Consider the following 21,544-nt stretch of genomic DNA (forward strand, 5'->3'; position numbering starts at 1 on the left):
TCGAGGTGCGGCGCAGCCAGCGCAGGCACCGGACGGTCACCGCGTACTGGAACGAGGACACCCTGGTGGTCCTCATCCCGGCACGGATGACCAGCGAGGAAGAGAAACACTGGGTCGCGGAGATGGAGCGCAGGCTGCTGCGCTCGGGAGGACGGAAGGCAGCGCCGCCCAAGGCGTCGGATGCGGCGTTGCTGGCGCGCTGTGCCCTGCTCGGGGCGAAGTACCTGGACGGAAAAGCGCTGCCGGCCAGCGTGCGGTGGGTGCCGCCGATGCGCACCAGGTGGGCATCGTGCACGCCGGTGGACGCGACCATCCGGGTCAGCGATCGGCTCCAGCGGGTGCCGCAGTGGGTGCTGGATTACGTGCTGATCCACGAGCTGGCGCATTTGAAGGAGCCGGGGCACGACGCGGCGTTCTGGACGCTGGTCAACCGGTATCCGAAGACGGAACGGGCGATCGGGTATCTGGAGGGGCTTTCGGCGGCGGCTGGGTGGGGGATTTCGGAGGAGGACTGAGGGGGTGGGGACGCGTTGGAGAGTCAGCGGCCAGTGCGGCTGGCGAGAAGTCCGGGGGAGGGCGTGGCCTGCGGCGACGGGCTGAGGATTTCGCAAGAGGGCTAGGCGCACGGCTGTCGTGGTCCGGAGTGAGGACGAGACGGCTGCAGGGCTTCCGGAAAACGGGGCTTCCGGAAAGCGGGCAGCCGTCTGCGGGCAGACGAAAGCCGCAGCGGATTGGCAATGACCCGCAGCGGATTGGCAATGACAGGAAGCCGCGAAGGCGAGCGTGTGCGGAGAGGGCTGCTGGCCGTACAAACGCCACGCGGACCGCCTCAACCAGGTGAGACGGTCCGCATGGTGGGTGTGAACGGCAGCGCAGCCAGGGCAGGCGGCCTCAGGAAGGCGAGTTCCCCTCGTCCTTCGGGGTCTCGTCGCCCTTGTCGGCGGAGCCAGCGTCGGAGTCCTTAGCCCTGCCAGCCCCGCCAGCCTCGTCGCCGCCCTCGGCGGCCGACTTGCTCTCGCGGGCCTCGCGCTCGGCCTTCTCCGTCCGCTCCAGCTCCGCGATCGGGTCCAGGTCCGACGCGAGAGCCGCCGGTTCGGACATGCGGTCGGCGAAGTCCAGGGGCTCGTCCAGGTCTTCGGCGGTCGGCATGAGGTCGGGGTGGGACCAGAGGCCGTCGCGCTTTTCCACGCCGTGGCGGTCTTCCACGAGCTTCCACAGGGACGACGCGGCGCGCATCCGGCGCGGGCGGAGTTCGAGGCCCACCAGGGTCGCGAAGGTCTGCTCGGCGGGACCGCCGGTCGCGCGGCGGCGGCGCAGCGTTTCGCGCAGGGCTTCGGCTCCGGGGAGGCGGTCGCCGATGGCCTCCGCCACCACCACGTCTACCCAGCCTTCTACCAGCGCCAGCAGGGTTTCCAGGCGCTTCAGGGCGGCCTGCTGCTCGGGGGTGGTCTGGGGCTCCAGCAGGCCGGACGACATCGCTTCTTCGATGCTCGCCGGGTTCGCCGGGTCGATGCTTCCGGCCAGGGACTCCAGCGCGGAGGTGTCGACGGTGATTCCGCGGGCGAACTCCTCGACCGTCGCCAGCAGACGCTGCCGCAGCCACGGCACGTGCGCGAACAGGCGCTGGTGCGCGGCCTCGCGCGCGGCCAGGAAGACCAGCACCTCGCTGGCGGGCAGCTCCAGGCCCTCAGTGAACTTCTCGATGTTCGCCGGCAGCAGCGCCGACGTCGTGGCCTCGCCGAGCGGCAAGCCGACCTCGGTCGACGTGAGCACTTCCTGCGCGAGCTGCGCCAGCGCGTTGCCGAGCTGGGACCCGAACGCCATGCCGCCCATCTGGCCCATCATCGACAGCAGCGGACCCGCCGCCTGCTTGGCCTCCTCGGGCAGCGCCTGCATCCACGCGCCGGACACCTGCTGCGCCACCGGATCGCACAGCCGCTGCCAGGTCGGCAGCGTCTTCTCGACCCAGGTGCGCGCCGACCACGAGACGGTCGACGTCGCGCCCGCGGGGAGGATCGTCGCCGCGTCGAGCCACAGTTCCGCCAGGTGCGCGGCGTCGCGCACGGCACTGGCGGAGTCGCCGCCTTCGGAGGTGAAGCCGAGCTTGGCGTCGTCCCGTCCGCTCAGGTTCTGGAGTGCGATCTGCTTCGCCAGGTCGTAGTTGACCGGCCCGCTCGACGAGCCCGCCTGGCTCAGCATCTGGCCCAGCTGGCTCAGCATCTGCCCGAGCTGGTTGAACGCCTCGGCTCCGCCGGGCTGGCCCGGGTTCGAGGGGTCGTTGTCGCCTCGCTTGTCGGGATCGGGCGGTCCGAAGCCGAACGGGGGATTGCTCATAGCTCCACCGTACGCGGGTAGGACTCGGCTCAGCGCGTCAACCGTGGCCTTCACCGGGAAGCGAACACAGTCACCGTACGCTGTCGCTCGTGACAAAACCGGACGAGGACACCGCGAACCAGTCCCGCCGCGCCGAGCCGTCGCGCGCGCCGGCCCGCAGCGACCGGCGGATGACCCGCCGCGGATGGACGATGCTGGTCAGCGGCGTGCTGTTCCTGGTGTTCGTCGTGGCCGGGTTCCTGGTCCAGGTGCCGTATGTCGCGATCAGCCCCGGACCCACCTACGACACCCTCGGCCGCGACGCCGCGGGCAACCCGGTGATCCAGGTCAAGGGACAGCAGACCTACGGCACCAGCGGCGAACTGCGGATGACCACCGTCTCGCTCAACGACGGCATCAACCTCTTCACCGCGCTCGGCCTCTGGGCCAGCGGCCGCTACGCGCTCGCGCCGCGCGAGGAGTACTACAAGCCGGGCGAGACCAACGAGCAGGTCAAGCAGGAGAACATCCAGCAGCTGCAGAACTCGCAGAGCAACGCCCAGGTCGCCGCCCTGCGCCACCTCGGCTATCCGGTGCAGGTCGTCGCGAAGCAGATCGTGTCCGGCAGTCCGGCCGACCACATCCTCGCCCCCGGCGACAAGCTCATCGCGGTCAACGGCAAGCAGGTCCGCGAGGCCGCCGAGGTCGCCGCCTCGATCGCCAACACCAAGCCGGGCGATTCGGTCCAGGTCACCTTCCAGCACCTCGGCCAGCCGGAACGCACCGTGCCGGTCACGCTCGCCCAGCGCGAGGACCGCACTCAGGGCTTCCTCGGACTGACCGCCGTCGACCGCGCGGTCGCGCCGTTCTCCGTCGACATCTCGCTGCAGGACGTCGGCGGCCCGTCGGCCGGGCTGATGTTCACCCTCGCGATCATCGACCGGCTCACCCCGCCCGGAAAGCCGGGCAGCGACCTCGCGGGCGGCAGGCACATCGCGGGCACCGGCGAGATCAGCGAGACCGGCCAGGTCGGGCCGATCGGCGGGATCTCGTTCAAGGTCGTCGGAGCGAAGGAAGCGGGCGCGACCGACTTTCTCGTCCCCGAGCACAACTGCGCCGAGGCCAAATCAGCCGCGCCGGAAGGGCTCAACCTCATCAAGGTGTCGACGCTCGACGACGCGCTCAAGCAACTGGACAACCTGAAGGCCGGTCGACCGACAGCGCACTGCTGACCGGATCACAGACACAGTGAAGGCCCCCTCGAACTTCGAGGGGGCCTTCACTGTTGGGGCAAGATCAGGGCTGCAGGGTTGTCTTCAGCGCGTCCACCAGATTCGGCGCGAGATCCGGGCTTTCCACCAGCTCGTCGACCGCGTTCTCGTCCTCGTCGCCCGGCTGGACGCCGCGCAGCCGCATGACGCAAGCCGCGTCGCCTTCGCGCAGGACGGCGGCGACGAGACGGGCCTCGGTGCGGCGCGGGTGGTCCGCGGCGGCGCGGCGGAGGCTTTCGGCGTCCGCCTCGGCGATTCCTTCGAGTTCCGCCTCGACGTCCGGGGGCAGCACGATGATTTCCTGCGCCAGCGCGCATCCGACCACGATGTCCGGCCACGCGATCCGGCCGAGCGATTCGGCGAGATCGCCGTCCGGCAGCGCCTCCTGGGCCACCGGGGTCAGCGGGTTCGAACGGTCGAGCTGACCGGCCAGTTCGGGCTGTTCGTCCAGCAGCGCGGCGGTCGGCACCAGCGCGAACAACTGCGGCGGCTGGTTCCAGCCCGCGGCGGCGACGAACTCTTCGACTTCCCGGGCCAGCCCGGCGACAGGGTGGGCGGCAGACGGCTCACTCGGTGGCATGGCGACCATCGTGTCAGGCGTCTCCGCGACGCGCCGCGCGTGCCCGGTTTGGGTGGTCCCGGGAACTCAGGGCACCGTCCGTAGAGTTAGAGGTCACGGGGACACAGCTGTCCCCGGCGAACGTGTTCACGAAGACAGGAGCATTGCCGTGGCGACTCGGCCCCCGGTGAGCCTGAAGCTGTCCCGGCGCAGCCGGATCCTTCTCATCATCGCCGCGGTGATCGTGCTGGCCCTGCTGGCCGGCGTCCGGTTGCTCGACACCTACGTGGACTGGCTGTGGTTCGGCGAACTGCAGGCGCGTTCGGTGTTCACCACGCAGCTGGTCACCCGCGTCGTGCTCTTCCTCGCGGTAGGGCTGCTGGTCGGCGGGGCGCTGGCGGTCAGCCTGCTGATCGCCTACCGCACGCGCCCGGTGTTCGTGCCGGTGTCCGGCCGCGACGATCCGCTCTCGCGCTACCGCTCGGTGATCGTCAGCCGGATCCGGCTGTTCGGCATCGGCATCCCGGTGCTCACCGGCGTCATCTCCGGCGCGTCGGCGACCGGGGACTGGCAGACGATCCAGCTGTTCCTCAACGGCACCTCGTTCGGCCAGAAGGATCCCGAGTTCGGCATCGACCTCGGTTTCTACGCCTTCTCCCTGCCGTTCGTGAACTGGCTGCTCGGCTGGCTGTTCGTCACCATCGTCATTTCGTTCTTCGGCGCGCTGATCGCGCACTACATCTTCGGCGGCATCCGGCTCGCCGGCCGCGGCGGCCAGCTGGCAGGCCCGACGCGGGCGCAGCTCGCCATCACGGTCGGGCTTTTCGTGCTGCTGAAGGCGGTCGAATACTTCTTCGACCGGTACAACCTGCTGCTGTCCGACCGGAACATGCCGCTGTTCAACGGCGCCACCTACACCGACCTCAACGCGGTGCTCCCGGCGAAGCTGATCCTGCTGTGCATTTCGGTGATCTGCGCGATCGCCTTCTTCGCGGGCGCGTTCCTGCGGAATCTGCAGCTGCCGGCGATTTCGCTGGTCCTGCTGATCCTCTCCAGCGTGCTGGTCGGCGTCGCCTGGCCGGCGATCCTCGACCAGTTCTCCGTCAAGCCGAACGCCAACGAGAAGGAAGCGCCGTCGATCCAGCGCAACATGGACGCGACGCGCGCGGCGTACGGCCTCACCAACGTGAAGTACGAGCAGTACCCGGGCAAGACCGAAACCACCGCGGACGCGGTGAAGGGCGACACCGGCACGGTGTCCAACATCCGGCTGCTCGACCCGAACATCCTCAGCGACACCTTCACCCAGCGCGTCGGCCGCGAGAACTTCTACGGCTTCCCGTCCAAGCTGGACATCGACCGCTACACCATCGGCGGCACCACGCAGGACTACATCGTTGCCGCCAAGGAAATGAAGACCGACGGGCTCAGCGGCAACCAGACCAACTGGATCAACAAGCACATGGTCTACACGCACGGCAACGGTTTCGTCGCCGCGCCCGCCAACACGATCGACCGTGCGGTGAAGGATTCGAACTCCGACGGCGGCTACCCGATCGCCACCACGAGCGACACCACGAACCCCGCGGGCGCGGGCTCGGTGAACGGCCAGCCGGGCATCAAGGTCGACCAGCCGCGGATCTACTACGGCGAGCTGACCAACCAGTCCGATTACGCGATCGTCGGCGGCACTCCGGGCAAGGCTCCCGGCGAATACGACACCGATGCCCAGCGCGGCTACCTCTACCAGGGCAAGGGCGGCGTCTCGCTCGACAACTGGTTCAACCGGCTGATGTTCGCCGCCGAATACCGCGAACCGAAGATCCTCTTCTCCGACGCCATCGGCGACGGCTCGAAGATCATGTACAACCGCGAACCGCGCGACCGCGTCGCCAAGGTCGCCCCGTGGCTCACCCTCGACGGCGACCCGTACCCCGCGGTGGTCAACGGCCGCATCCAGTGGATCGTCGACGGCTACACCACGCTCGACAACTACCCGTACGCCCAGCAGACGCAGCTCGGCGAGGCGACCAACGACTCGCTCAACGGCGTCACCAAACAGGCGAACAACTCGATCAACTACATCCGCAACTCGGTGAAGGCGACCGTCGACGCGTTCGACGGCACCGTCAACCTGTACTCGATCGACGACAACGAACCCGTCCTCAAGGCGTGGGAGAACGTCTTCCCCGGCGTCGTGAAGCCCAGCTCGGAGATTTCTCCGGAACTGCGCTCGCACTTCCGCTACCCCGAGGACCTGTTCAAGATCCAGCGCGAACTGCTCGCCCGCTACCACGTGGACAGCCCGCAGGAGTTCTACGCGCAGCAGGCGTTCTGGAGCGTCCCGCAGGACCCGACCGAGGACGGCAGTTCCACCACGGCCGGCTCGAATGTCGCCAACCAGCCCGGCTATTACGTCCTCGCCAACGCGGCGGGCGAAGGCAGGCCGACGTTCCAGCTGACCAGTGCGCTCACCGGTCTGCAGCGGCAATATCTTTCCGCCTGGATGTCCATCTCGTCCGATCCGCAGGACTACGGCACCATCCGCGTCCTCCGACTGCCGCCCGCCAGCGGCGCGAACCAGGTCGACGGACCGGTCCAGGTGCAAAACCGGTTCCAGAGCGACCCCCGCGTCGCCCAAGACCGGACATTGCTGAACAACCCCAACGTCATTCCCATCTACGGCAACCTGATCACGCTGCCGGTCGCCGACGGATTCCTCTACGTCGAACCCGTCTACATCCGCCAGCGAAACCAGCTGAGCTACCCGCAGCTGGCGCGCGTGCTCGTCTCCTACGGAGCCAAGATCGGCTTCGCGTCCACCCTCAACGAGGCGCTCGACCAAGTCTTCGGCAAGGGCACCGGCGCGGCGGCCACGACGCCGAAGGAAGGCGACCCCGGCACCACGACGACCCCGCCGACGTCCAGCACCCAGGTGCCGCCGCCCAGCACCGGCGGCAGCAACCCGGCCATGGACAAGGCAGTCGGCGACATCCAGGCCGCGCTCGCCAAAATGAAGGCAGCACAGCAATCCGGCAACTTCGCCGACTACGGTGCCGGGATGCAAGCGCTCGACGCGGCCACCAAGGAGTACTACGCCGCCAAACCGACCGCTCCGCCCGCCTCCAGCGGGCCGCCGTCCAAGCCCGGCGGGTGACCTCGATTACGTAATAGGCACCTGCTTTGCACCCTAGGGAAACCAGGGCGTAAGGTAGGTCCTACGACGCGGGGTGGAGCAGCTCGGTAGCTCGCTGGGCTCATAACCCAGAGGTCGCAGGTTCAAATCCTGTCCCCGCTACAGAGATGGGAGACCCGTCTTCGCGTAAAGCGCGAAGGCGGGTCTCTTTCGTTATTGCCCTGGGGGTCGAACCCCCAGACCCCCGCCAGGGGGCGAGCCCCCTGGACCCCCGTTTGGGGCACGTGAGGGTGGGGGCTCGCCTTTTGGTTCGCGTCGGTTCGAGCCAGGCCATGTCCGAGTGCGCGGGGCCGATGTGTGTGTGGTGTTGTTCGGCGTCGGTCGGTGGGAATTCGGGGGCGTGTGCGGTTAGAGGGCTTGGGGTTGGGGGTTGGGGCTTTGCGGGGGTGAAGTCGCCTAGAGAGCAAGAATTTTGAGGTTGCCAAGTGCGTTGGGGTTGTCGCTTGGGGGGTTTGGCAGGTTTAGACCTCTTCGTTGTCTGTTGTGGAGGGTCGGGAATCGTTGTGGGGGTTGGAATATTCCGGCGTTGGGGTGGGGTCGGAGTGTGGGAGTGCGGAAGTCGTGGTGGTTGTTTCTTTGGGCGGCGGGTTTCGTGGGGATCGTGGTGGGGAGGTCTGGCGGGCGGGGGTAGTGGAGTTGGGGTGTTTTTGCTGGTCAGGGGGTGTTTGTGGGGGTGGTGTTCGGGGGGTTTGAGGGGCGTGTATTGTTGTTTTCACAACGACGCGGGGTGGAGCAGCTCGGTAGCTCGCTGGGCTCATAACCCAGAGGTCGCAGGTTCAAATCCTGTCCCCGCTACTTGGAATCAAGCCGGGGCTCGTGCGGATGCACGGGCCCCGGCTTTTTTGTGCGCCATTTGGCCGTCGCTCGGGTGGTGGTTGCGGCGCGGTGATCGTTTCGGCGGTGGTTGCTGAGAGTGGCAGAGTCTATTGTGGACATACCTGCGGACTGGGCTGTTAGAGGGGTTGCCGCTGGCCACAATGGACTCAGTGGTGACCACTGTGGACACAGCGACGGATAAGTGGGACCGTAGAGGGGTGTCCGAATTGAATGCAACCGCCGCCGCTCTGCTCGGTCTGCTCCATGACGGCCCCGCCACGGGCGGGCAGCTGGTCTCGGGCGCCGACGAGCGCTTCGGCGCCTTTTTCAGTGTCACCCGCAGCCAGGTCTACCGCGAGCTCCCGGCGCTCTCGAAAGAGGGTCTCGTCCGGCTCGGCAAGCAGGGACCCCGTTCGAGCCAGCAGTACGTGCTCACCGCGGCAGGCAAGAAGGCCTTCAAGACGTGGCTCACGTCCGAGGCCGGACCCGACCACCTGCGCAGCCCGCTCATCCTGCGGCTCGTGCACGCCGGCTCCTTGACGGCCAAGCAGCGCAGCGCCCTGCTCGACAGCGCCCGCACCACTTACCAGGCGCAGCTCGAAGAGGCCAAGAACGCCGCCAAGACCGCCGACGGCCCCTACGCCAAGGCAGTCGCCGAGTTCGCCCAGGCGCAGGCCAAGGCCGCGCTGAAGCTGCTCGACTCGATCCCGGCGGCCTGAGCTTCGCCACGGCCCCACGACCGGTTCGCGACCGGTCGTGGGTTTTGCCGTAACGTTGTCCGACGTGAGTGATGAGTTCGATGCGGCGCTGAAGGACCTGACCGGCAAGCTGACGCAGATCGAGTCGGTGATGGACCTCGACGCGCTGCGGGCCCAGGTCGCCGAGCTCGAGGCACAGGCGTCCAGCCCCACCCTCTGGGACAACGTGGAAGAGGCCCAGCAGGTCACCAGCCAGCTGTCCCACCGGCAGGCCGAGCTGCGCCGCGTCTCCGAACTGCGCCAGCGCCTCGACGACCTCGGCGTCCTCTACGAGCTCGCCGCCGACGAGGGCGACAGCGGCAGCATGACCGAGGCCGAGGGCGACCTCGCCGCACTCGGCAAAGACATCGACGCGCTCGAAGTCCGCACCCTGCTGTCCGGCGAATACGACGACCGCAACGCCGTCGTCAACATCCGTTCCGAAGCGGGCGGCGTCGACGCGGCCGACTTCGCCGAAATGCTCCTGCGCATGTACCTGCGCTGGGCCGAGCGGCACGGCTACCCGACGGACGTCTTCGACATCTCCTACGCCGAAGAAGCGGGCATCAAGTCCGCCACCTTCAAGGTGACCGCCCCGTACGTCTACGGCACCCTCTCGGTCGAACAGGGCACCCACCGCCTCGTGCGGATCTCGCCGTTCGACAACCAGAGCCGCCGGCAGACGTCCTTCGCCCACGTCGAGGTCCTGCCCGAGGTCGAGGAAGTCGACCACGTCGACATCCCTGAAAAAGACATCCGCGTCGACGTGTACCGCTCCTCCGGCCCCGGCGGGCAGAGCGTCAACACGACCGACTCCGCGGTCCGCCTCACCCACATCCCGACCGGCATCGTCGTCTCGTGCCAGAACGAGAAATCGCAGCTGCAGAACAAGGCAGCCGCGATGAAGGTCCTCCAGGCGCGCCTGCTGCAGCGCAAAAAGGAGGAGGAGCGGGCTGAGATGGACGCGCTCAAGGACGGCGGCTCCAGCTGGGGCAACCAGATGCGCTCCTACGTGCTGCACCCGTACCAGATGGTCAAGGACCTGCGCACCGAATTCGAGGTCGGCAACCCCACCGCGGTCCTCGACGGCGACATCGACGGCTTCCTGGAAGCCGGAATCCGCTGGCGCAAGCAGGCGAACGCGGTCTGATCCGGGGAGCGGCCGCGACCCGCGCCGGGACGAGGCGCGGGTCACCCAAGGCACCGGCAACCCGGGCTTAACGGGGTCCATGGGTAGGATGCCGAACCGTGATCCGGCTCGAAGAGGTTTCCAAGGTCTACAAGACCTCGACCCGTCCCGCCCTCGAACGGGTGTCGGTCGAGATCGACAAGGGTGAGTTCGTCTTCCTCATCGGCCCGTCCGGTTCCGGGAAGTCGACGTTCCTGCGGCTGCTGCTGCGGGAAGAGGTGCCCTCCAAGGGACGGGTCATGGTGTCGAACTTCGACGTCGCCAAGCTCGCCCGGCGCAGGGTCCCCCGCCTGCGCCAGACCATCGGCTGCGTGTTCCAGGACTTCCGGCTGCTGGCCAACAAAACCGTCGCGGAAAACGTCGCGTTCGCGCTCGAGGTCATCGGGAAACCGCGGCCCACGATCCGCAAGGTCGTGCCCGAGGTGCTCGAACTCGTCGGCCTCGACGGCAAAGCCGACCGGCTGCCCAACGAGCTCTCCGGCGGCGAGCAGCAGCGCGTCGCGATCGCCCGCGCGTTCGTGAACCGTCCGCTCGTGCTTCTCGCCGACGAGCCCACCGGGAACCTCGACCCGGACACCAGCCAGGACATCATGCTGCTGCTGGAGCGGATCAACCGCACCGGAACCACGGTGCTGATGGCCACGCACGACCATTCCATCGTGGACTCGATGCGGCGGCGGGTCGTCGAGCTGCAGCTCGGTCGCGTGATCCGCGACGACGCCCGCGGCGTCTACGGCATCGGCCGCTGACGCACCCCGCCCTTTTCCGCCCCGACCCAAGGAATTACGAGAGCGATGCGAGCCAGTTTCGTCTTCAGCGAGGTCGTCACCGGGTTGCGCCGGAACGTCACGATGACCATCGCGATGATCCTCACCACCGCGGTCTCGCTCGCCATGCTCGGCGGCGGTCTGCTCGCCGTGCGCACGATCGACAAGATGAAGGCGAACTTCCTCGCCGAAGTCGAAGTTTCGGTCTCGCTGGTCGACGAGGTGAGCGCGAACGACAAGAACTGCACGCAGGCGCTCTGCAACGGGCTCCGCCAGTCGCTGCAGAACAACCCCGGTGTCGAGTCGGTCGTCTACGAGAACCGCGACCAGGCCTACGACCGGTTCAAGAAGATCTTCTCGAGCCAGCCCGAACTGCTCGAGCTCACCGGTCCCGAGGCGCTGCCCGCGTCGCTGCAGGTGAAGCTGAAGGACCCGGACCGGTCCGACGCGATCATCAAGCAGTACACCGGCCAGCCCGGCGTCAAGAAGGTCGACGACCAGAAGAAGTTCCTCGACCGCGTGTTCAACGTCTTCAACGGAGTCCGGAACATCGCGTTCGTGATGGCGCTCATCATGGCCGTCGCCGCCCTGCTGCTGATCGCGAACACCATTCAGGTTTCGGCGTTCACGAGGCGGACGGAAGTCGGCATCATGCGCCTGGTGGGCGCGACGCGGTGGTATACCCAGCTGCCGTTCCTCTTGGAGGCGGTGGTCGCCGGCACGGTCGGCGCCGTGCTCGGGGTGGTGTTCCTGCTTCTGACGAAGCTGTCCTTCCTCGACACGGTCTTCACCGGCGAGGTGTTCCCGCAGATCACTACGCTCGAGGTGCTGTTCCCGGTCGCGCCGATCCTGCTGGCGGTGTCGATCGTGATCTCGGCGATCACCGGATACGTGACGCTGCGGCTGTACGTGCGGCACTAGCGGCGGAGAAATCCGCTGCTCGCCGTCGGACACATCACGTAAAGTGGTCGGTATGCCCAAGGAACGTGGACAGAAGGTCATCGCGTCGAACCGCAAGGCTCGGCACGACTACTCCATCCTGGACACCTATGAGGCCGGGATGGTGCTGGTGGGCACAGAGGTGAAAAGCCTGCGGGCCGGCAAAGCGTCGCTGGTGGACGCGTTCGCGACGGTGGACGACGGAGAGGTGTGGCTGCGCAACGTCCACATCCCCGAGTACACCCAGGGCACCTGGACCAACCACATGCCGCGGCGCACGCGGAAGCTGCTGCTGCACCGGCGCGAGATCGAACGGCTCATCGGCAAGACCAAGGAAAGCGGTCTGTCGCTGGTGCCGCTGTCGATGTACTTCAAGGACGGCAAGGTCAAGGTCGAGATCGCGCTGGCCAAGGGCAAGAAGGCCTACGACAAGCGCCAGTCGCTCGCCAAGCGCGACGCGCAGAAGGACATCAGCCGCGCGATGGGGCGGGCGTTGAAGGGCCGGTTCACGGAGTGAGCGCGGGTCCGGCCACCGACGCCGACGTCCCGGGCTGGATCGCCGGGCTCGGCCTCGACGGCATCGTCGACCTGCATGTGCACTTCCTGCCGAAGCCGGTGCTGGACAAGGTGTGGGCGTATTTCGACCGCGCCGAGCAGCACTACGGCACGCCGTGGCCGATCCACTACCGCACGCCCGAGGCGGAGCGGATCGAGACGCTGCGCGCGCTGGGCGTGAAAGCCTTCGCGCCGCTGGTGTACCCGCACAAGCCGGGCATGGCGGAGTGGCTCACGTCGTGGGTGCTGGAGTTCGCCGAGCAGGTGCCGGAAGCGGTGCCGACCGGCACGTTCTACCCGGAGCCGGGCGCGGCGTCCTATGTGGACAGTGCGTTGCGCGCGGGAGCCCGGTGCTTCAAGGCGCACGTGCAGGTGGGGGCCTACGACCCGCGTGACGAGCTGCTCGACGCGGTGTGGGGCTCGCTGACCGACGCCGGCGTGCCGGTGGTGATCCACTGTGGACACGGGCCGTTGCGCGGCGATTTCACCGGGCTCGAGGTGTTCGAGGAAGTCCTGCAACGGCATCCGCGGCTCACCGCCGTCCTCGCGCACGCGGCGATGCCCCAGTTCACCACCGCGTTCGAGCTGATGGCCCGGTACCCGCGGGTGCACCTGGACACCACCATGGTCGGCGTGCCGTTCGCGGAGGCGATGTCGCCGCTGCCGCCGGACTGGACGGTCCGGTTGGCCGAGGTGGCCGACCGCGTCGTCCTCGGTACCGACTTCCCGAACATCCCGTACTCCTACGCCACACAGCTGCGGGCGATCGCCGGCTGGGCAGCCGACGATCGCCTTGGCGAGCCTTTCCTGCGAGCGGTGCTGCACGACACCCCCGCGAAGCTGCTCAGCGTTTGACCGCCACGAGGGCCCGGCCGCGCGGCAGCGACACCTGACGTCCAGCCAGCGCGAACCCGGCCGCGACCAGCGCCACCCACGGCAGCGGACCATTCAGCAGGTTGCCGTCGCTCAGCGGGGCGAACCCGTGCGCGGCCAGGCCGAGGAGACCGCCGGAGGCGAGCAGGCCCGCCAGCACCAGCTGGGGCGTCCGTGCGGTCACGACCAGGCCGTCCGGCTGCATCTCGAAGCGTTCGAACAGGCGCAGCAGGCCCAGCAGCACCGCGCCGCACACCGCGAACCAGGCGGGCGCCATCAGGAACCACATCGACGAGCCCGGGGTCGGCGTCGAGTAGCCGAGGCCGAACACGGTCACGCCGGAAACCACGACCAGCGCGGGCATGTGCCAGAGGTAGACCGACATGAACCGCGGGCTGAGCCAGCTGAGCGCGGCCGTGACGCGGGGGAGCGAGACGAGCTTCTCGCGGAACGCCAGCAGGAAGCCGATCTGGCCGAGCGCCAGGAACAGCAGCAGGACGGTCGGCGGGCTCATGTTGGACACCGGCGCGCCCGGCATGCCGATCATGCTCGCCGGGTACGGACCGAACGCGACCAGCAGCGCCGTCACCCCGAAACCGGCGGCGGACACGGCCAGCGCGGCACGGCGGCTGAGCGAGCCGAGACGTCCTTCGACGTAGTGGAAACCGAGCTGGTGCACGGCCACCCAGACGATGACGGCGTTGGCGTACCCGATCAGGCCGAGGTCGGAAAACCGTGCCACGTCAACGAGAACGCCCAGTCCGGCCAGTACCGCCGGCACCGCGAGACCCCAGCGGCGGTGTGCGGCGACCATCAGCGGCGTGAGCAGCACGGTGAGCAGATAGACGGAGAGGAACCACAGCAGCTGCGCGGCGATCGCGCTGGCCACCTGGACCGGTTGAGACGGAACCCCCATGCCGTGCAACAGATCTGGCACGACGAGCCACACCGCCATCAGCGGCAGGACCGGAACGAGCAGCCGGCGCACGCGCCCGGCGAACCAGGCACGGGTGGATTCCGCGCGGCGCAAGGAGATCAGGTTCGCCGCGCCGCCGGCGAAGAAGACGAGGGGCATGACCTGCGAGGCCCAGGTGATGATCCACCAGCCCGGCGTCGCGAGGGCGTTGCCGGTGGCAAGAGTGTTGCCGGAGAAGGAAAGCACCGGCATCGTCCAGTGCTGCGCGATCACCGCGAGGATCGCTCCGGCGCGCACCACGTCGAGGAACTTGTCCCGGGTCGCCCTTGGGCTGCGGGTCGGCAACTGGCTCGTCGTCATGCTGAAGAGCCTGTCGGTTCCCGGGCTCGGAAACAGCGGTGCAGACCACCGAAAAGGGGCTCTGGCCAGCAGGGGGTGCGAGGTGGGGTTTGCCCTACCCCTACGGGAGAGTGTCGGGCTCCGGTTCGGATTCGCGCGCCTGCACGCGGTACGCCCAGCCGCTCTCGGTCAGGCCGAGTTCGTACCGCGTCTCGATTTTCGGGCCGCCGTGCAGGTGGATGTGGCGCACGACGGTGCCCGGAACCGGTTCCTCGTCGGCGAGTTCCTGCACCCGGCCGTCGAGCGGGCCGCCGAAGAAGCGGACGCTGCGGTCGGACATCGGGTTCTCCTCGCTCGGCATCAGTCCATGGTAAGCGAGGGATGCCCGCCCGGGCTGCCGTCAGTTCGAGTGAGGGGTTTCAGCGGCCAGGTTTAACGGCCAAGGTAGGTCAGCACCGCGCGGACCCGGCGATGTTCTTCGGAGCTGGCCTCGAGACCGAGCTTGGCGAAGATGTTGCCAATGTGCTTTTCGACCGCTCCGTGCGACACGACCAGCGAGTTCGCGATGGCATTGTTGGACAGGCCCTGCGCCATCAGTCCGAGTACCTCGGATTCACGCGCGGTGAGCGAATCGAGCGGGTTGCGGCGGCCGCGGGCCATCAATTGGGCGATGACGTCGGGGTCGATGGCGGTGCCGCCGTCCGCGACGCGACGGACCGCGTCCAGGAACTCGTCCACGTCGGCGACGCGCTCTTTCAGCAGGTAGCCGACGCCTCCGGCACCGCCGGACAGCAGTTCGACCGCGTAGCTTTCCTCGACGTACTGGGACAGCACGAGCACCGGCAGTCCAGCGATCTTCTTGCGGGCGGCCAGTGCCGCGCGCAAGCCCTCGTCAGTGAACGTCGGCGGCATCCGGACGTCGACAATCGCCAGGTCAGGACGGTGTTCGGTGATCGCGCCGAGCAGATCGTCGCCATTGTCGACCGCGGCGACCGTCTCGATGCCCTCGTCGGCGAGCAACCGGGTGACCCCCGCCCGAAGCAACACGGCGTCTTCGGCGATCACTACTCGCATCAAAGCCCCCAGGTCCGTGAGTGAAAAGCTCCCGGGGGCTATTCACTCACGAACGGGTCACCATTGACACGGCAGGTCCGCTCTGATGACCGTCGGCCCGCCGACCGGGCTCACGACGGTGATCACGCCGTCGATGGTCGCCGCTCGGTCGGCCAGCCCGGCGAGCCCGCCGCCAGGGCGGACCTCGGCGCCGCCGTGGCCGTTGTCGGTGATCTCGGTGATGACGTGCGTGTCCGAGCGCCACACCTTCACCATCGCCTCGGTCGCGCCGGAGTGCTTGGCGATGTTGGTGAGGGTCTCGCCGACGATGAAGTACGCCGTGGTCTCGACCGCGGCCGGCGGCCGGGGCTCGACGTCGACGTGCACGTCCACCGGGATCGGCGACTTGGCGGCCTGCGCGGACAGGGCCGCGTCGAGACCACGGTCGCCGAGCACGGCGGGGTAGATGCCGCGGGCGAGGTCGCGCAGCTCGGAAACGGCGAGCTTGGCGTCCGAATGCGCCTCGTCGATCAGGTCGCGCACCGCGTTCGGGTCGTTGTCGAACTTCGACTTCGCCCGGCCGAGGCTCATCGCGACCGCCACGAGCCGCTGCTGGGCGCCGTCGTGCAGGTCACGCTCGATCCGGCGGCGCTCGGCCTCCGCGGCGTCGACGCCACGAGCCCGCGACGCCTGCAGGTGCTCAGCCTTCTTTTCGAGCTTCTTCGTGCGGTTCGGGCCGAGCATCGACAGCGCCAGGTTGCCGTGCAGCCAGCCCAGCCAGGGCGTCACCCAGATCGCCATCGGCAGCAGCACGATCGACGCGAGCGCGATCGGCAGTTCGACGATCGACAGCGGGAACGCGACCATCAGGTAGGCCAGGTCGCGCCAGGTCGTCGGGTCGGACAGCCGGGTCAGCCAGCGGCGGGTCAGCGACTGCCCGTCCAGCGGAAGCCGTTCGACCGGGCCGATCGGGGTGCCGAGCATCCGGCGGGCCCAGCGCCGTTCGAGGTCGCCTGACCAGCGGATGAACCCGGTGACGGCCAGCAGGATCGGGAAGCCGATCCAGATGATGAGCGTCGCCGTGCCGACGGTCCCGCCGACCACGATGAGGATGAACTGCAGCAGCCGCAGCACGAACGACGGGATCATGTACCCGATCGTGCGGGCCGGATGCGGACGGGGGTGCTCCGGAGGCGGGTCTTGCGAAGTCATCCGGCCACCGTGATCCCGTCGATCTCGTTCCACGAGCGCTCCATGCGGCGCCGCTGGGCGACCGTGGGCCGCAGCAGCCCGGTCGCGAACGCCGCGTGCAGCGCAGCCAGCCCCTTCGTCAGGGCCACGGCGATCGCGGCGAACAACACCCCCAGCGCCGCCCACGGCAGCGCGGTCACCGTCGAGTCGACGACGAACCAGGGCACATCGTAGCTCGGGAAGGAGTAGACGCCGTCCGGAAGGAAGCGGTAGTAGATCGGGAGCCCGACCAGGCCCAAGCTGACCGCCCACACGGTCACGACCAGCACGAACTCCAGCAGGCCGAGCGGGAAGAGCAGGAACAGGTAGGACAGGTCCCGCCAGGTCGCCGGGTCCTTCAGCCGGGCCAGCCAGCGCTGCTTCAGCCCCGACGGAGGCAACGGCAGATAGGGGTCGTCGACGTACACGTCCAGCAGCGCGAACACCCGCCCCCGCTCGACCCGCCCCGCGGTCCGAGCGAACAGGACGAGCAGCGCGAGCAGCGGAACGCCCAGCCACACGATGAGCGTCCCGAACCCGGCCGCCGCGAGCGTCACGATCAGCGTGAACGAGAGGATGCCGATGGGCAGGTTGAGCAGCAGATAAGCCAGCGCCCCGCCCAACGGCGGAGTGCGGCGCCCAAAACTGCGACCGGCGGGCACGGTGACCATGGCGGGGCTCCCTCACTGCGGAAACTGACCTGCTCAGCATGGCCGGACCGGTGCCGGGCAACCAGGGGGCGAGCGGGCATCTTGGAGGTGGGGACAGCCCTACCCCGCCTGCTGGCCCATGCACTGGCCCATGCCGGAATTATCGGGTTGCCGGGGGAGTTATGATGGTGAGGTTACAAGCACCTACAAGGGGGTGAACGGTTTCGACTCTGGACGTTGAATCAAGGGAAGCGTGCCGGTGCAGGCGAGAGACCACCGTAAGCGTCATCGCAACCTAATAAGCGCCAAGGCCAATAGCCAGCGCGACTTCGCTCTCGCTGCCTGATCGCAGCAGAGCAAGTCTGTCGGCCCGGGGTCGCCTCCGACCCGGTCGCCGGCATCAGCTAGGAGGCTTACCGCCGGTCCCGGCCACGGGGCCCGGTAGGGAAGCAAACAGTGGCTGGGCTCGTCACTTCAGCTTGTTCGCGTGACTGAAGGGGCCAAGCAGAGACAGAGCGGACTGCGCACGGAGAAGCCTTGAGGAGGCGCTAGAGGACCCGGGTTCAATTCCCGGCACCTCCACTCGAAACGAAGAAGAGCCCTGCCACGCTGGCGCGTTGGCCAGGGCTCTTCTTCGTTTTTGCTTTGGGGGTCGGACCCCCAAACCCCCGCCAGGGGGCTGTGCCCCCTGGACCCCCGTCGTTGTGGTCGGGTTGTGTGGCGGGGTTCCGGGACGGAGGGCGAGGCGTGGGTTAGGTGCCGGGCGGGGGGCTGCGGGTTTTCGCGTTTGTTGTCAGGTGGCAGCCGGTGCGGACTAGCAGGGTCGTGTTGACGGCAGCGCCGAAGTTCAGTTCTGCGCTGTATTGGTCTCGGAAGACGATTTCGTGATCGTCGGGTCGGTTGACGGTCGCTTGTTCTGCAGTGAATCCGTACTGGTGTGCCACGGTGCGGACTGCGGATGCCGCCTGCTCCCAATGGGCGTCGGAGAGGGGGCCTTCGGCCAGCCAGTTCGGCAGTCCTCGGATTTCTCCGTCGCCGTTGAGCCCGGGGTAGTCCTCGCCACAGGCTGCGCCGGTCAATTGAGTGGTCTGTCGCCACTTCAACGCCGGGAACGCGGCGGAGAGGGCGTCGCGGACCTTCGCCGACATATCGGCGTAGCGCGCGGAGGCCTGATCGATGTCGGGACGTTGTGCCAGTTCAGCGAACTGCTGTTGTCGAGCGTCCATCGGGTTGGGCTCCCCGGTGCCGCAAGCCGTCAGCACCAAGCTCATGACGGCTAATGCTGCGACGTGGCGTCTCATCTTGTACATGGTGCCTTTGGTCATCGGCGGTACGTAGCGAACCAGCAGGTCGGATCTGCCCGCCACGAGCCGGGGTTCTGCACGGACTACGGCTTTGGTGTGGTTTGGCGGGCAATGGGTGCGGAAGACGGCTGTGGTTTCGGATTCTTCGCGTGAGCCGGTGTTTGCGCTCAGGGTGTCCAGCTCGCCCGCCGGGTTTTAGGTTGGCGTGCTTGGTGACTGCCACGATTTCTCGGGGGGCACCGTCGTGCAGAAGGTGCTTTGCGAGTTCATGCCTCTACTTGCGCTGAGCCTGGTCCCTGAGTCCGACGAGGCCGCGGGCATGCAGGCCGCAAAATCCTGATCTCACTCCGGCCGGTTGCCGCCGATGTGGGTAGTGAGTGTTGCTGCAGTCGCAGCCACAGCTTCCGCCAAATCGGGGAAGGTTTCCTGGCAAGGAACGTCCTCCGGGCACAGATGACGCAACGTCACGCTGATCGCCGCCATCGGGCGGGACCCGTGGTCGAACACCGGCGCAGCGACAGAAGCGAAGCCCGCCGTCACGTGGCCGTCTTCCACTGACCAGCCCAGGCGGCGTTCGGTTGCCAAGGTGCGGCGTAGCGCGGCCAGTGAATTCGGTCCGCGGGGAGTGCGCAGGACGAACGACGCGGCGGCTGGGAACAGGGCGCGGACGTGTGCGGCTGGCAGGTGTTGCAGCATCGCGCGGCCGGAGGCGGTCAGGTGGGCGGGCAGGCGTACGCCGACGTCCGTGACCAGCGTTTCCGGGCGGGCTGGGCGTTCCTTGATCAGGTACAGGGACTCGTTGCCGTGCAGGACGCCCAGGTGTGCGGTGTGGCCGATGCGGTCTACCAGTTTGCGCAGCAGCGGCCCGGCCAAGCGCTCCAGCGGGTCGTGGCGCAGGTAGGCCGAGCCTAGTTCGAAGGCTGCGATGCCTAGGCCGTAGCGGCGTTCGGCGGGCAGGTGGGTGGCGAAGCCGGCCGCGGTTAGTTCGTTGAGCAGGTGATATGTCGTGGACCGGGGCAGGTCGAGGTCGCGGGCGATGGCGGCGGCGGAGACCGGGCCCGCGTGGCCGGCGAGCAGGCGCAGGACGGAGAGGCCGTTGCGCAGGGCGGGGACGTCGGAACTGCTCACCGGGGACTCCTCTGCCTCCTCAGGAAATGGCGCGAGGGGACCCCTCGCACCGCCCGGACGGAGTATGAGGGGTCCGTTCGCTCCGGTAGTCGAGGCTCTCGCCACGTGTTGTCTTGAATCCCAGACACTACCGCCGACTCCGCACTGTCGCCGCGGCTCGCCGGGAGGTGCAATGTGGGCATGCCGGAACCAGTCCTCCTGAGCTCGAAGCCGATGACCGCGGCGCAGGTCGTCGACGTTGTCCGCGGGCACGCGCACGTCGGGCTCGCCGAGTCGGTCGAGAAGAACCTCGCCGCCACTCGCCAGCACATCGAAGACCTCGCCGACGCCACGTCGCCGACCTACGGGGTCTCGACCGGGTTCGGCGCGCTCGCCACGCGCCACATCCCTGTCGAGAGCCGCGCCGCGCTGCAGCGCAGCCTGATTCGCTCGCACGCCGCGGGTGCCGGGCCGGCGGTGGAGACCGAGGTGGTGCGCGCGCTGATGCTGCTGCGCCTGCGCACGCTGGCCAGCGGCTACACCGGCGTGCGACCGCAGACGGCGCAAACGCTTGCGGCGCTGCTCAACGCGGACATCACGCCGGTCGTGCACGAGTACGGCTCGCTCGGCTGCTCCGGCGACCTCGCGCCGCTGGCCGCGGTCGCGCTGGCGTTGATGGGCGAGGGCGAGGTGTTCCACGCTGGCGAGCGGAAGCCCGCGGAGGACGCGTTGCGGGCGGCCGGGATCACGCCGGTCGTGCTGGCCGAGAAGGAGGGCCTCGCACTCACCAACGGCACCGACGGCATGCTCGGCATGCTGCTGCTCGCCGCCGCTGATCTGCACCGGCTGCTGGACGTCGCGGACCTCACCGCGGCGATGAGCGTCGAGGCGCTGCTGGGCACGGACCGTGCGTTCGCCGCCGATCTGCAGGCGTTGCGGCCGCACCCGGGGCAGGCGACCAGCGCGGCGCGGATGTTCGCGGCGCTGCAGGGGTCGAAGATCGTGGAAAGCCACCGCGGCCCGGACTGCAACCGCGTGCAGGACGCGTACTCGCTGCGGTGCGCGCCGCAGGTGCACGGCGCCGCGCGGGACACGCTGACGCACGCGGAACTGGTCGCGGAGCGGGAACTCTGGTCCGCTGTGGACAATCCGGTGGTGCTGGCCGACGGCCGGGTGGAGTCGAACGGCAACTTCCACGGCGCGCCGGTCGCGTATGTGCTCGACTTCCTCGCGGTGCCGGTGGCGGACGTGGCGAGCATCGCCGAACGCCGCACCGACCGGATGCTCGACCAGGCGCGTTCGCACGGGCTGCCGCCGTTCCTCGCGAACGACCCCGGCGTCGACTCCGGGCACATGATCGCGCAGTACACCCAGGCCGCCGTCGTCAGCGAGCTCAAGCGGCTCGCGGTGCCCGCCTCGGTGGACTCGATCCCGAGCAGCGCGATGCAGGAGGACCACGTGTCCATGGGCTGGTCGGCCGCGCGCAAGCTGCGCAAGGCGGTCGACGGCCTGACCACCGTGCTCGCCGTCGAACTGCTCACCGCGGCCCGCGCGCTCGATTTCCGCGCGCCGCTGCAGCCCTCGCCGGTCACCGGACGCGTCCGGGACCTGCTGCGTACCAAGGTCGAAGGGCCTGGCCCCGACCGTCACCTGGCGCCCGAGATCGCGGCCGCCGAAGAACTCGTGGCCTCGGGCGCTGTCCTGGCCGCAGCCGAACTGGAGGCCTGAGC

The 21,544-nt window shown here is 68.4% G+C and carries 19 protein-coding genes, 2 tRNA genes and 1 other RNA gene; 13 read left to right on the forward strand and 9 right to left on the reverse strand.

All coding sequences use genetic code 11. The features are described from left to right. Nucleotides 1-5 precede the first annotated feature (5 nt). Nucleotides 6-515 (forward strand): M48 metallopeptidase family protein, encoded by a 510-nt coding sequence (locus tag ACZ7OI_RS46645; protein WP_470270575.1) that lies wholly within the window; start codon nucleotides 6-8, stop codon nucleotides 513-515. Nucleotides 516-891: 376 nt separating this feature from the next. On the opposite strand, the gene ACZ7OI_RS46650 is transcribed toward ACZ7OI_RS46645, so the two are convergent. Beyond that, nucleotides 892-2,334: a zinc-dependent metalloprotease gene (locus ACZ7OI_RS46650; protein ID WP_470270544.1), complete on the reverse strand. Its 1,443-nt coding sequence runs from the start codon at nucleotides 2,332-2,334 to the stop codon at nucleotides 892-894. 191 nt (nucleotides 2,335-2,525) lie between these two features. On the opposite strand from ACZ7OI_RS46650, the gene ACZ7OI_RS46655 reads away from it, so the two are divergent. After that, nucleotides 2,526-3,545 (forward strand): YlbL family protein, encoded by a 1,020-nt coding sequence (locus ACZ7OI_RS46655; RefSeq protein ID WP_377928550.1) that lies wholly within the window; start codon nucleotides 2,526-2,528, stop codon nucleotides 3,543-3,545. Nucleotides 3,546-3,609: 64 nt separating this feature from the next. Here the strand turns inward: ACZ7OI_RS46655 and ACZ7OI_RS46660 are convergent, their stop codons facing one another. Next, a complete protein-coding gene (locus tag ACZ7OI_RS46660) occupies nucleotides 3,610-4,164 on the reverse strand; it encodes a PPA1309 family protein (RefSeq protein ID WP_470270545.1) in 555 nt (184 codons plus the stop codon). A 166-nt stretch (nucleotides 4,165-4,330) separates the two neighbouring features. On the opposite strand from ACZ7OI_RS46660, the gene ACZ7OI_RS46665 reads away from it, so the two are divergent. The 9 genes from ACZ7OI_RS46665 to ACZ7OI_RS46705 all read left to right on the forward strand — a co-directional run bounded on the left by ACZ7OI_RS46665 (nucleotide 4,331) and on the right by ACZ7OI_RS46705 (nucleotide 13,197). Next, nucleotides 4,331-7,300, forward strand: a complete 2,970-nt coding sequence (locus ACZ7OI_RS46665; protein ID WP_470270576.1) for a UPF0182 family protein — start codon at nucleotides 4,331-4,333, stop codon at nucleotides 7,298-7,300. Nucleotides 7,301-7,367: 67 nt separating this feature from the next. Beyond that, nucleotides 7,368-7,441, forward strand: a tRNA-Met gene (locus ACZ7OI_RS46670). A 619-nt stretch (nucleotides 7,442-8,060) separates the two neighbouring features. Further along, a tRNA-Met gene (locus ACZ7OI_RS46675) sits at nucleotides 8,061-8,134 on the forward strand. A 239-nt stretch (nucleotides 8,135-8,373) separates the two neighbouring features. After that, nucleotides 8,374-8,874 carry a PadR family transcriptional regulator gene (locus ACZ7OI_RS46680; protein WP_470270577.1) on the forward strand — a complete coding sequence of 167 codons (501 nt, stop codon included), beginning with the start codon at nucleotides 8,374-8,376 and terminating at the stop codon, nucleotides 8,872-8,874. A 64-nt stretch (nucleotides 8,875-8,938) separates the two neighbouring features. Further along, complete coding sequence (prfB, locus tag ACZ7OI_RS46685; RefSeq protein ID WP_470270546.1) at nucleotides 8,939-10,042, forward strand: peptide chain release factor 2; 1,104 nt, start codon at nucleotides 8,939-8,941, stop codon at nucleotides 10,040-10,042. Nucleotides 10,043-10,140: 98 nt separating this feature from the next. Then, entirely contained in the window at nucleotides 10,141-10,830 is a 690-nt protein-coding gene (gene ftsE, locus ACZ7OI_RS46690) for a cell division ATP-binding protein FtsE (protein WP_009073292.1), read from the forward strand. 45 nt (nucleotides 10,831-10,875) lie between these two features. Then, nucleotides 10,876-11,769, forward strand: a complete 894-nt coding sequence (ftsX, locus tag ACZ7OI_RS46695; protein ID WP_470270547.1) for a permease-like cell division protein FtsX — start codon at nucleotides 10,876-10,878, stop codon at nucleotides 11,767-11,769. Between the two features lie 52 nt (nucleotides 11,770-11,821). Beyond that, nucleotides 11,822-12,304 (forward strand): SsrA-binding protein SmpB, encoded by a 483-nt coding sequence (gene smpB, locus ACZ7OI_RS46700; protein ID WP_449671826.1) that lies wholly within the window; start codon nucleotides 11,822-11,824, stop codon nucleotides 12,302-12,304. Beyond that, on the forward strand, nucleotides 12,301-13,197 hold the full coding sequence (locus ACZ7OI_RS46705) for an amidohydrolase family protein (protein WP_470270548.1): 897 nt from the start codon (nucleotides 12,301-12,303) through the stop codon (nucleotides 13,195-13,197). The genes smpB and ACZ7OI_RS46705 overlap by 4 nt, the downstream gene beginning before the upstream one ends. Here the strand turns inward: ACZ7OI_RS46705 and ACZ7OI_RS46710 are convergent. The 5 genes from ACZ7OI_RS46710 to ACZ7OI_RS46730 all read right to left on the reverse strand — a co-directional run bounded on the left by ACZ7OI_RS46710 (nucleotide 13,187) and on the right by ACZ7OI_RS46730 (nucleotide 17,424). Beyond that, nucleotides 13,187-14,491, reverse strand: a complete 1,305-nt coding sequence (locus ACZ7OI_RS46710) for an acyltransferase family protein (RefSeq protein WP_470270549.1) — start codon at nucleotides 14,489-14,491, stop codon at nucleotides 13,187-13,189. The two genes, ACZ7OI_RS46705 and ACZ7OI_RS46710, sit on opposite strands and share 11 nt — an antisense overlap. A 100-nt stretch (nucleotides 14,492-14,591) precedes the next feature. After that, the gene (locus ACZ7OI_RS46715; protein ID WP_470270578.1) at nucleotides 14,592-14,810 is read right to left on the reverse strand and encodes a hypothetical protein; all 219 of its coding nucleotides are present in this window, start codon (nucleotides 14,808-14,810) and stop codon (nucleotides 14,592-14,594) included. A gap of 92 nt (nucleotides 14,811-14,902) precedes the next feature. Beyond that, complete coding sequence (locus ACZ7OI_RS46720) at nucleotides 14,903-15,544, reverse strand: response regulator transcription factor (RefSeq protein ID WP_470270550.1); 642 nt, start codon at nucleotides 15,542-15,544, stop codon at nucleotides 14,903-14,905. A gap of 57 nt (nucleotides 15,545-15,601) precedes the next feature. Then, nucleotides 15,602-16,735, reverse strand: coding sequence for a sensor histidine kinase (locus tag ACZ7OI_RS46725; RefSeq protein WP_470270551.1), 1,134 nt, complete (start codon nucleotides 16,733-16,735; stop codon nucleotides 15,602-15,604). Further along, nucleotides 16,732-17,424 carry a sensor domain-containing protein gene (locus ACZ7OI_RS46730; RefSeq protein WP_470270552.1) on the reverse strand — a complete coding sequence of 231 codons (693 nt, stop codon included), beginning with the start codon at nucleotides 17,422-17,424 and terminating at the stop codon, nucleotides 16,732-16,734. The genes ACZ7OI_RS46725 and ACZ7OI_RS46730 overlap by 4 nt, the downstream gene beginning before the upstream one ends. 189 nt (nucleotides 17,425-17,613) lie before the next feature. Between ACZ7OI_RS46730 and ssrA the strand changes: the two genes are divergently transcribed. After that, nucleotides 17,614-17,988, forward strand: a transfer-messenger RNA (tmRNA) gene (ssrA, locus tag ACZ7OI_RS46735). A 167-nt stretch (nucleotides 17,989-18,155) separates the two neighbouring features. Here ssrA and ACZ7OI_RS46740 read toward each other — a convergent pair. Together ACZ7OI_RS46740 and ACZ7OI_RS46745 are read right to left on the reverse strand one after the other, a co-directional pair. Beyond that, the gene (locus ACZ7OI_RS46740) at nucleotides 18,156-18,728 is read right to left on the reverse strand and encodes an LppA family lipoprotein (RefSeq protein ID WP_470270553.1); all 573 of its coding nucleotides are present in this window, start codon (nucleotides 18,726-18,728) and stop codon (nucleotides 18,156-18,158) included. A 321-nt stretch (nucleotides 18,729-19,049) separates the two neighbouring features. Then, nucleotides 19,050-19,835 carry an IclR family transcriptional regulator gene (locus ACZ7OI_RS46745; protein WP_470270554.1) on the reverse strand — a complete coding sequence of 262 codons (786 nt, stop codon included), beginning with the start codon at nucleotides 19,833-19,835 and terminating at the stop codon, nucleotides 19,050-19,052. Nucleotides 19,836-20,015: 180 nt separating this feature from the next. Here ACZ7OI_RS46745 and hutH point away from each other — a divergent pair, with 180 nt between their 5' ends. Then, a complete protein-coding gene (gene hutH / locus ACZ7OI_RS46750; RefSeq protein WP_470270555.1) occupies nucleotides 20,016-21,542 on the forward strand; it encodes a histidine ammonia-lyase in 1,527 nt (508 codons plus the stop codon). The last annotated feature ends 2 nt before the right edge of the window (nucleotides 21,543-21,544 follow it).

Source organism: Amycolatopsis sp. NPDC114503 (genome assembly GCF_055633655.1).

Coding starts and splice junctions, on each gene's coding strand:
- ACZ7OI_RS46655 (WP_377928550.1), top strand. CDS start 2,526: ATGCTGGTCAGCGGCGTGCTGTTCCTGGTGTTCGTCGTGGCCGGGTTC.
- ACZ7OI_RS46725 (WP_470270551.1), bottom strand. CDS start 16,735: ATGACTTCGCAAGACCCGCCTCCGGAGCACCCCCGTCCGCATCCGGCC.
- ACZ7OI_RS46720 (WP_470270550.1), bottom strand. CDS start 15,544: ATGCGAGTAGTGATCGCCGAAGACGCCGTGTTGCTTCGGGCGGGGGTC.
- smpB (WP_449671826.1), top strand. CDS start 11,822: ATGCCCAAGGAACGTGGACAGAAGGTCATCGCGTCGAACCGCAAGGCT.
- ACZ7OI_RS46740 (WP_470270553.1), bottom strand. CDS start 18,728: ATGACCAAAGGCACCATGTACAAGATGAGACGCCACGTCGCAGCATTA.
- ACZ7OI_RS46660 (WP_470270545.1), bottom strand. CDS start 4,164: ATGCCACCGAGTGAGCCGTCTGCCGCCCACCCTGTCGCCGGGCTGGCC.
- ACZ7OI_RS46730 (WP_470270552.1), bottom strand. CDS start 17,424: ATGGTCACCGTGCCCGCCGGTCGCAGTTTTGGGCGCCGCACTCCGCCG.
- ACZ7OI_RS46710 (WP_470270549.1), bottom strand. CDS start 14,491: ATGACGACGAGCCAGTTGCCGACCCGCAGCCCAAGGGCGACCCGGGAC.
- ftsX (WP_470270547.1), top strand. CDS start 10,876: ATGCGAGCCAGTTTCGTCTTCAGCGAGGTCGTCACCGGGTTGCGCCGG.
- ACZ7OI_RS46715 (WP_470270578.1), bottom strand. CDS start 14,810: ATGTCCGACCGCAGCGTCCGCTTCTTCGGCGGCCCGCTCGACGGCCGG.
- ACZ7OI_RS46650 (WP_470270544.1), bottom strand. CDS start 2,334: ATGAGCAATCCCCCGTTCGGCTTCGGACCGCCCGATCCCGACAAGCGA.
- hutH (WP_470270555.1), top strand. CDS start 20,016: ATGCCGGAACCAGTCCTCCTGAGCTCGAAGCCGATGACCGCGGCGCAG.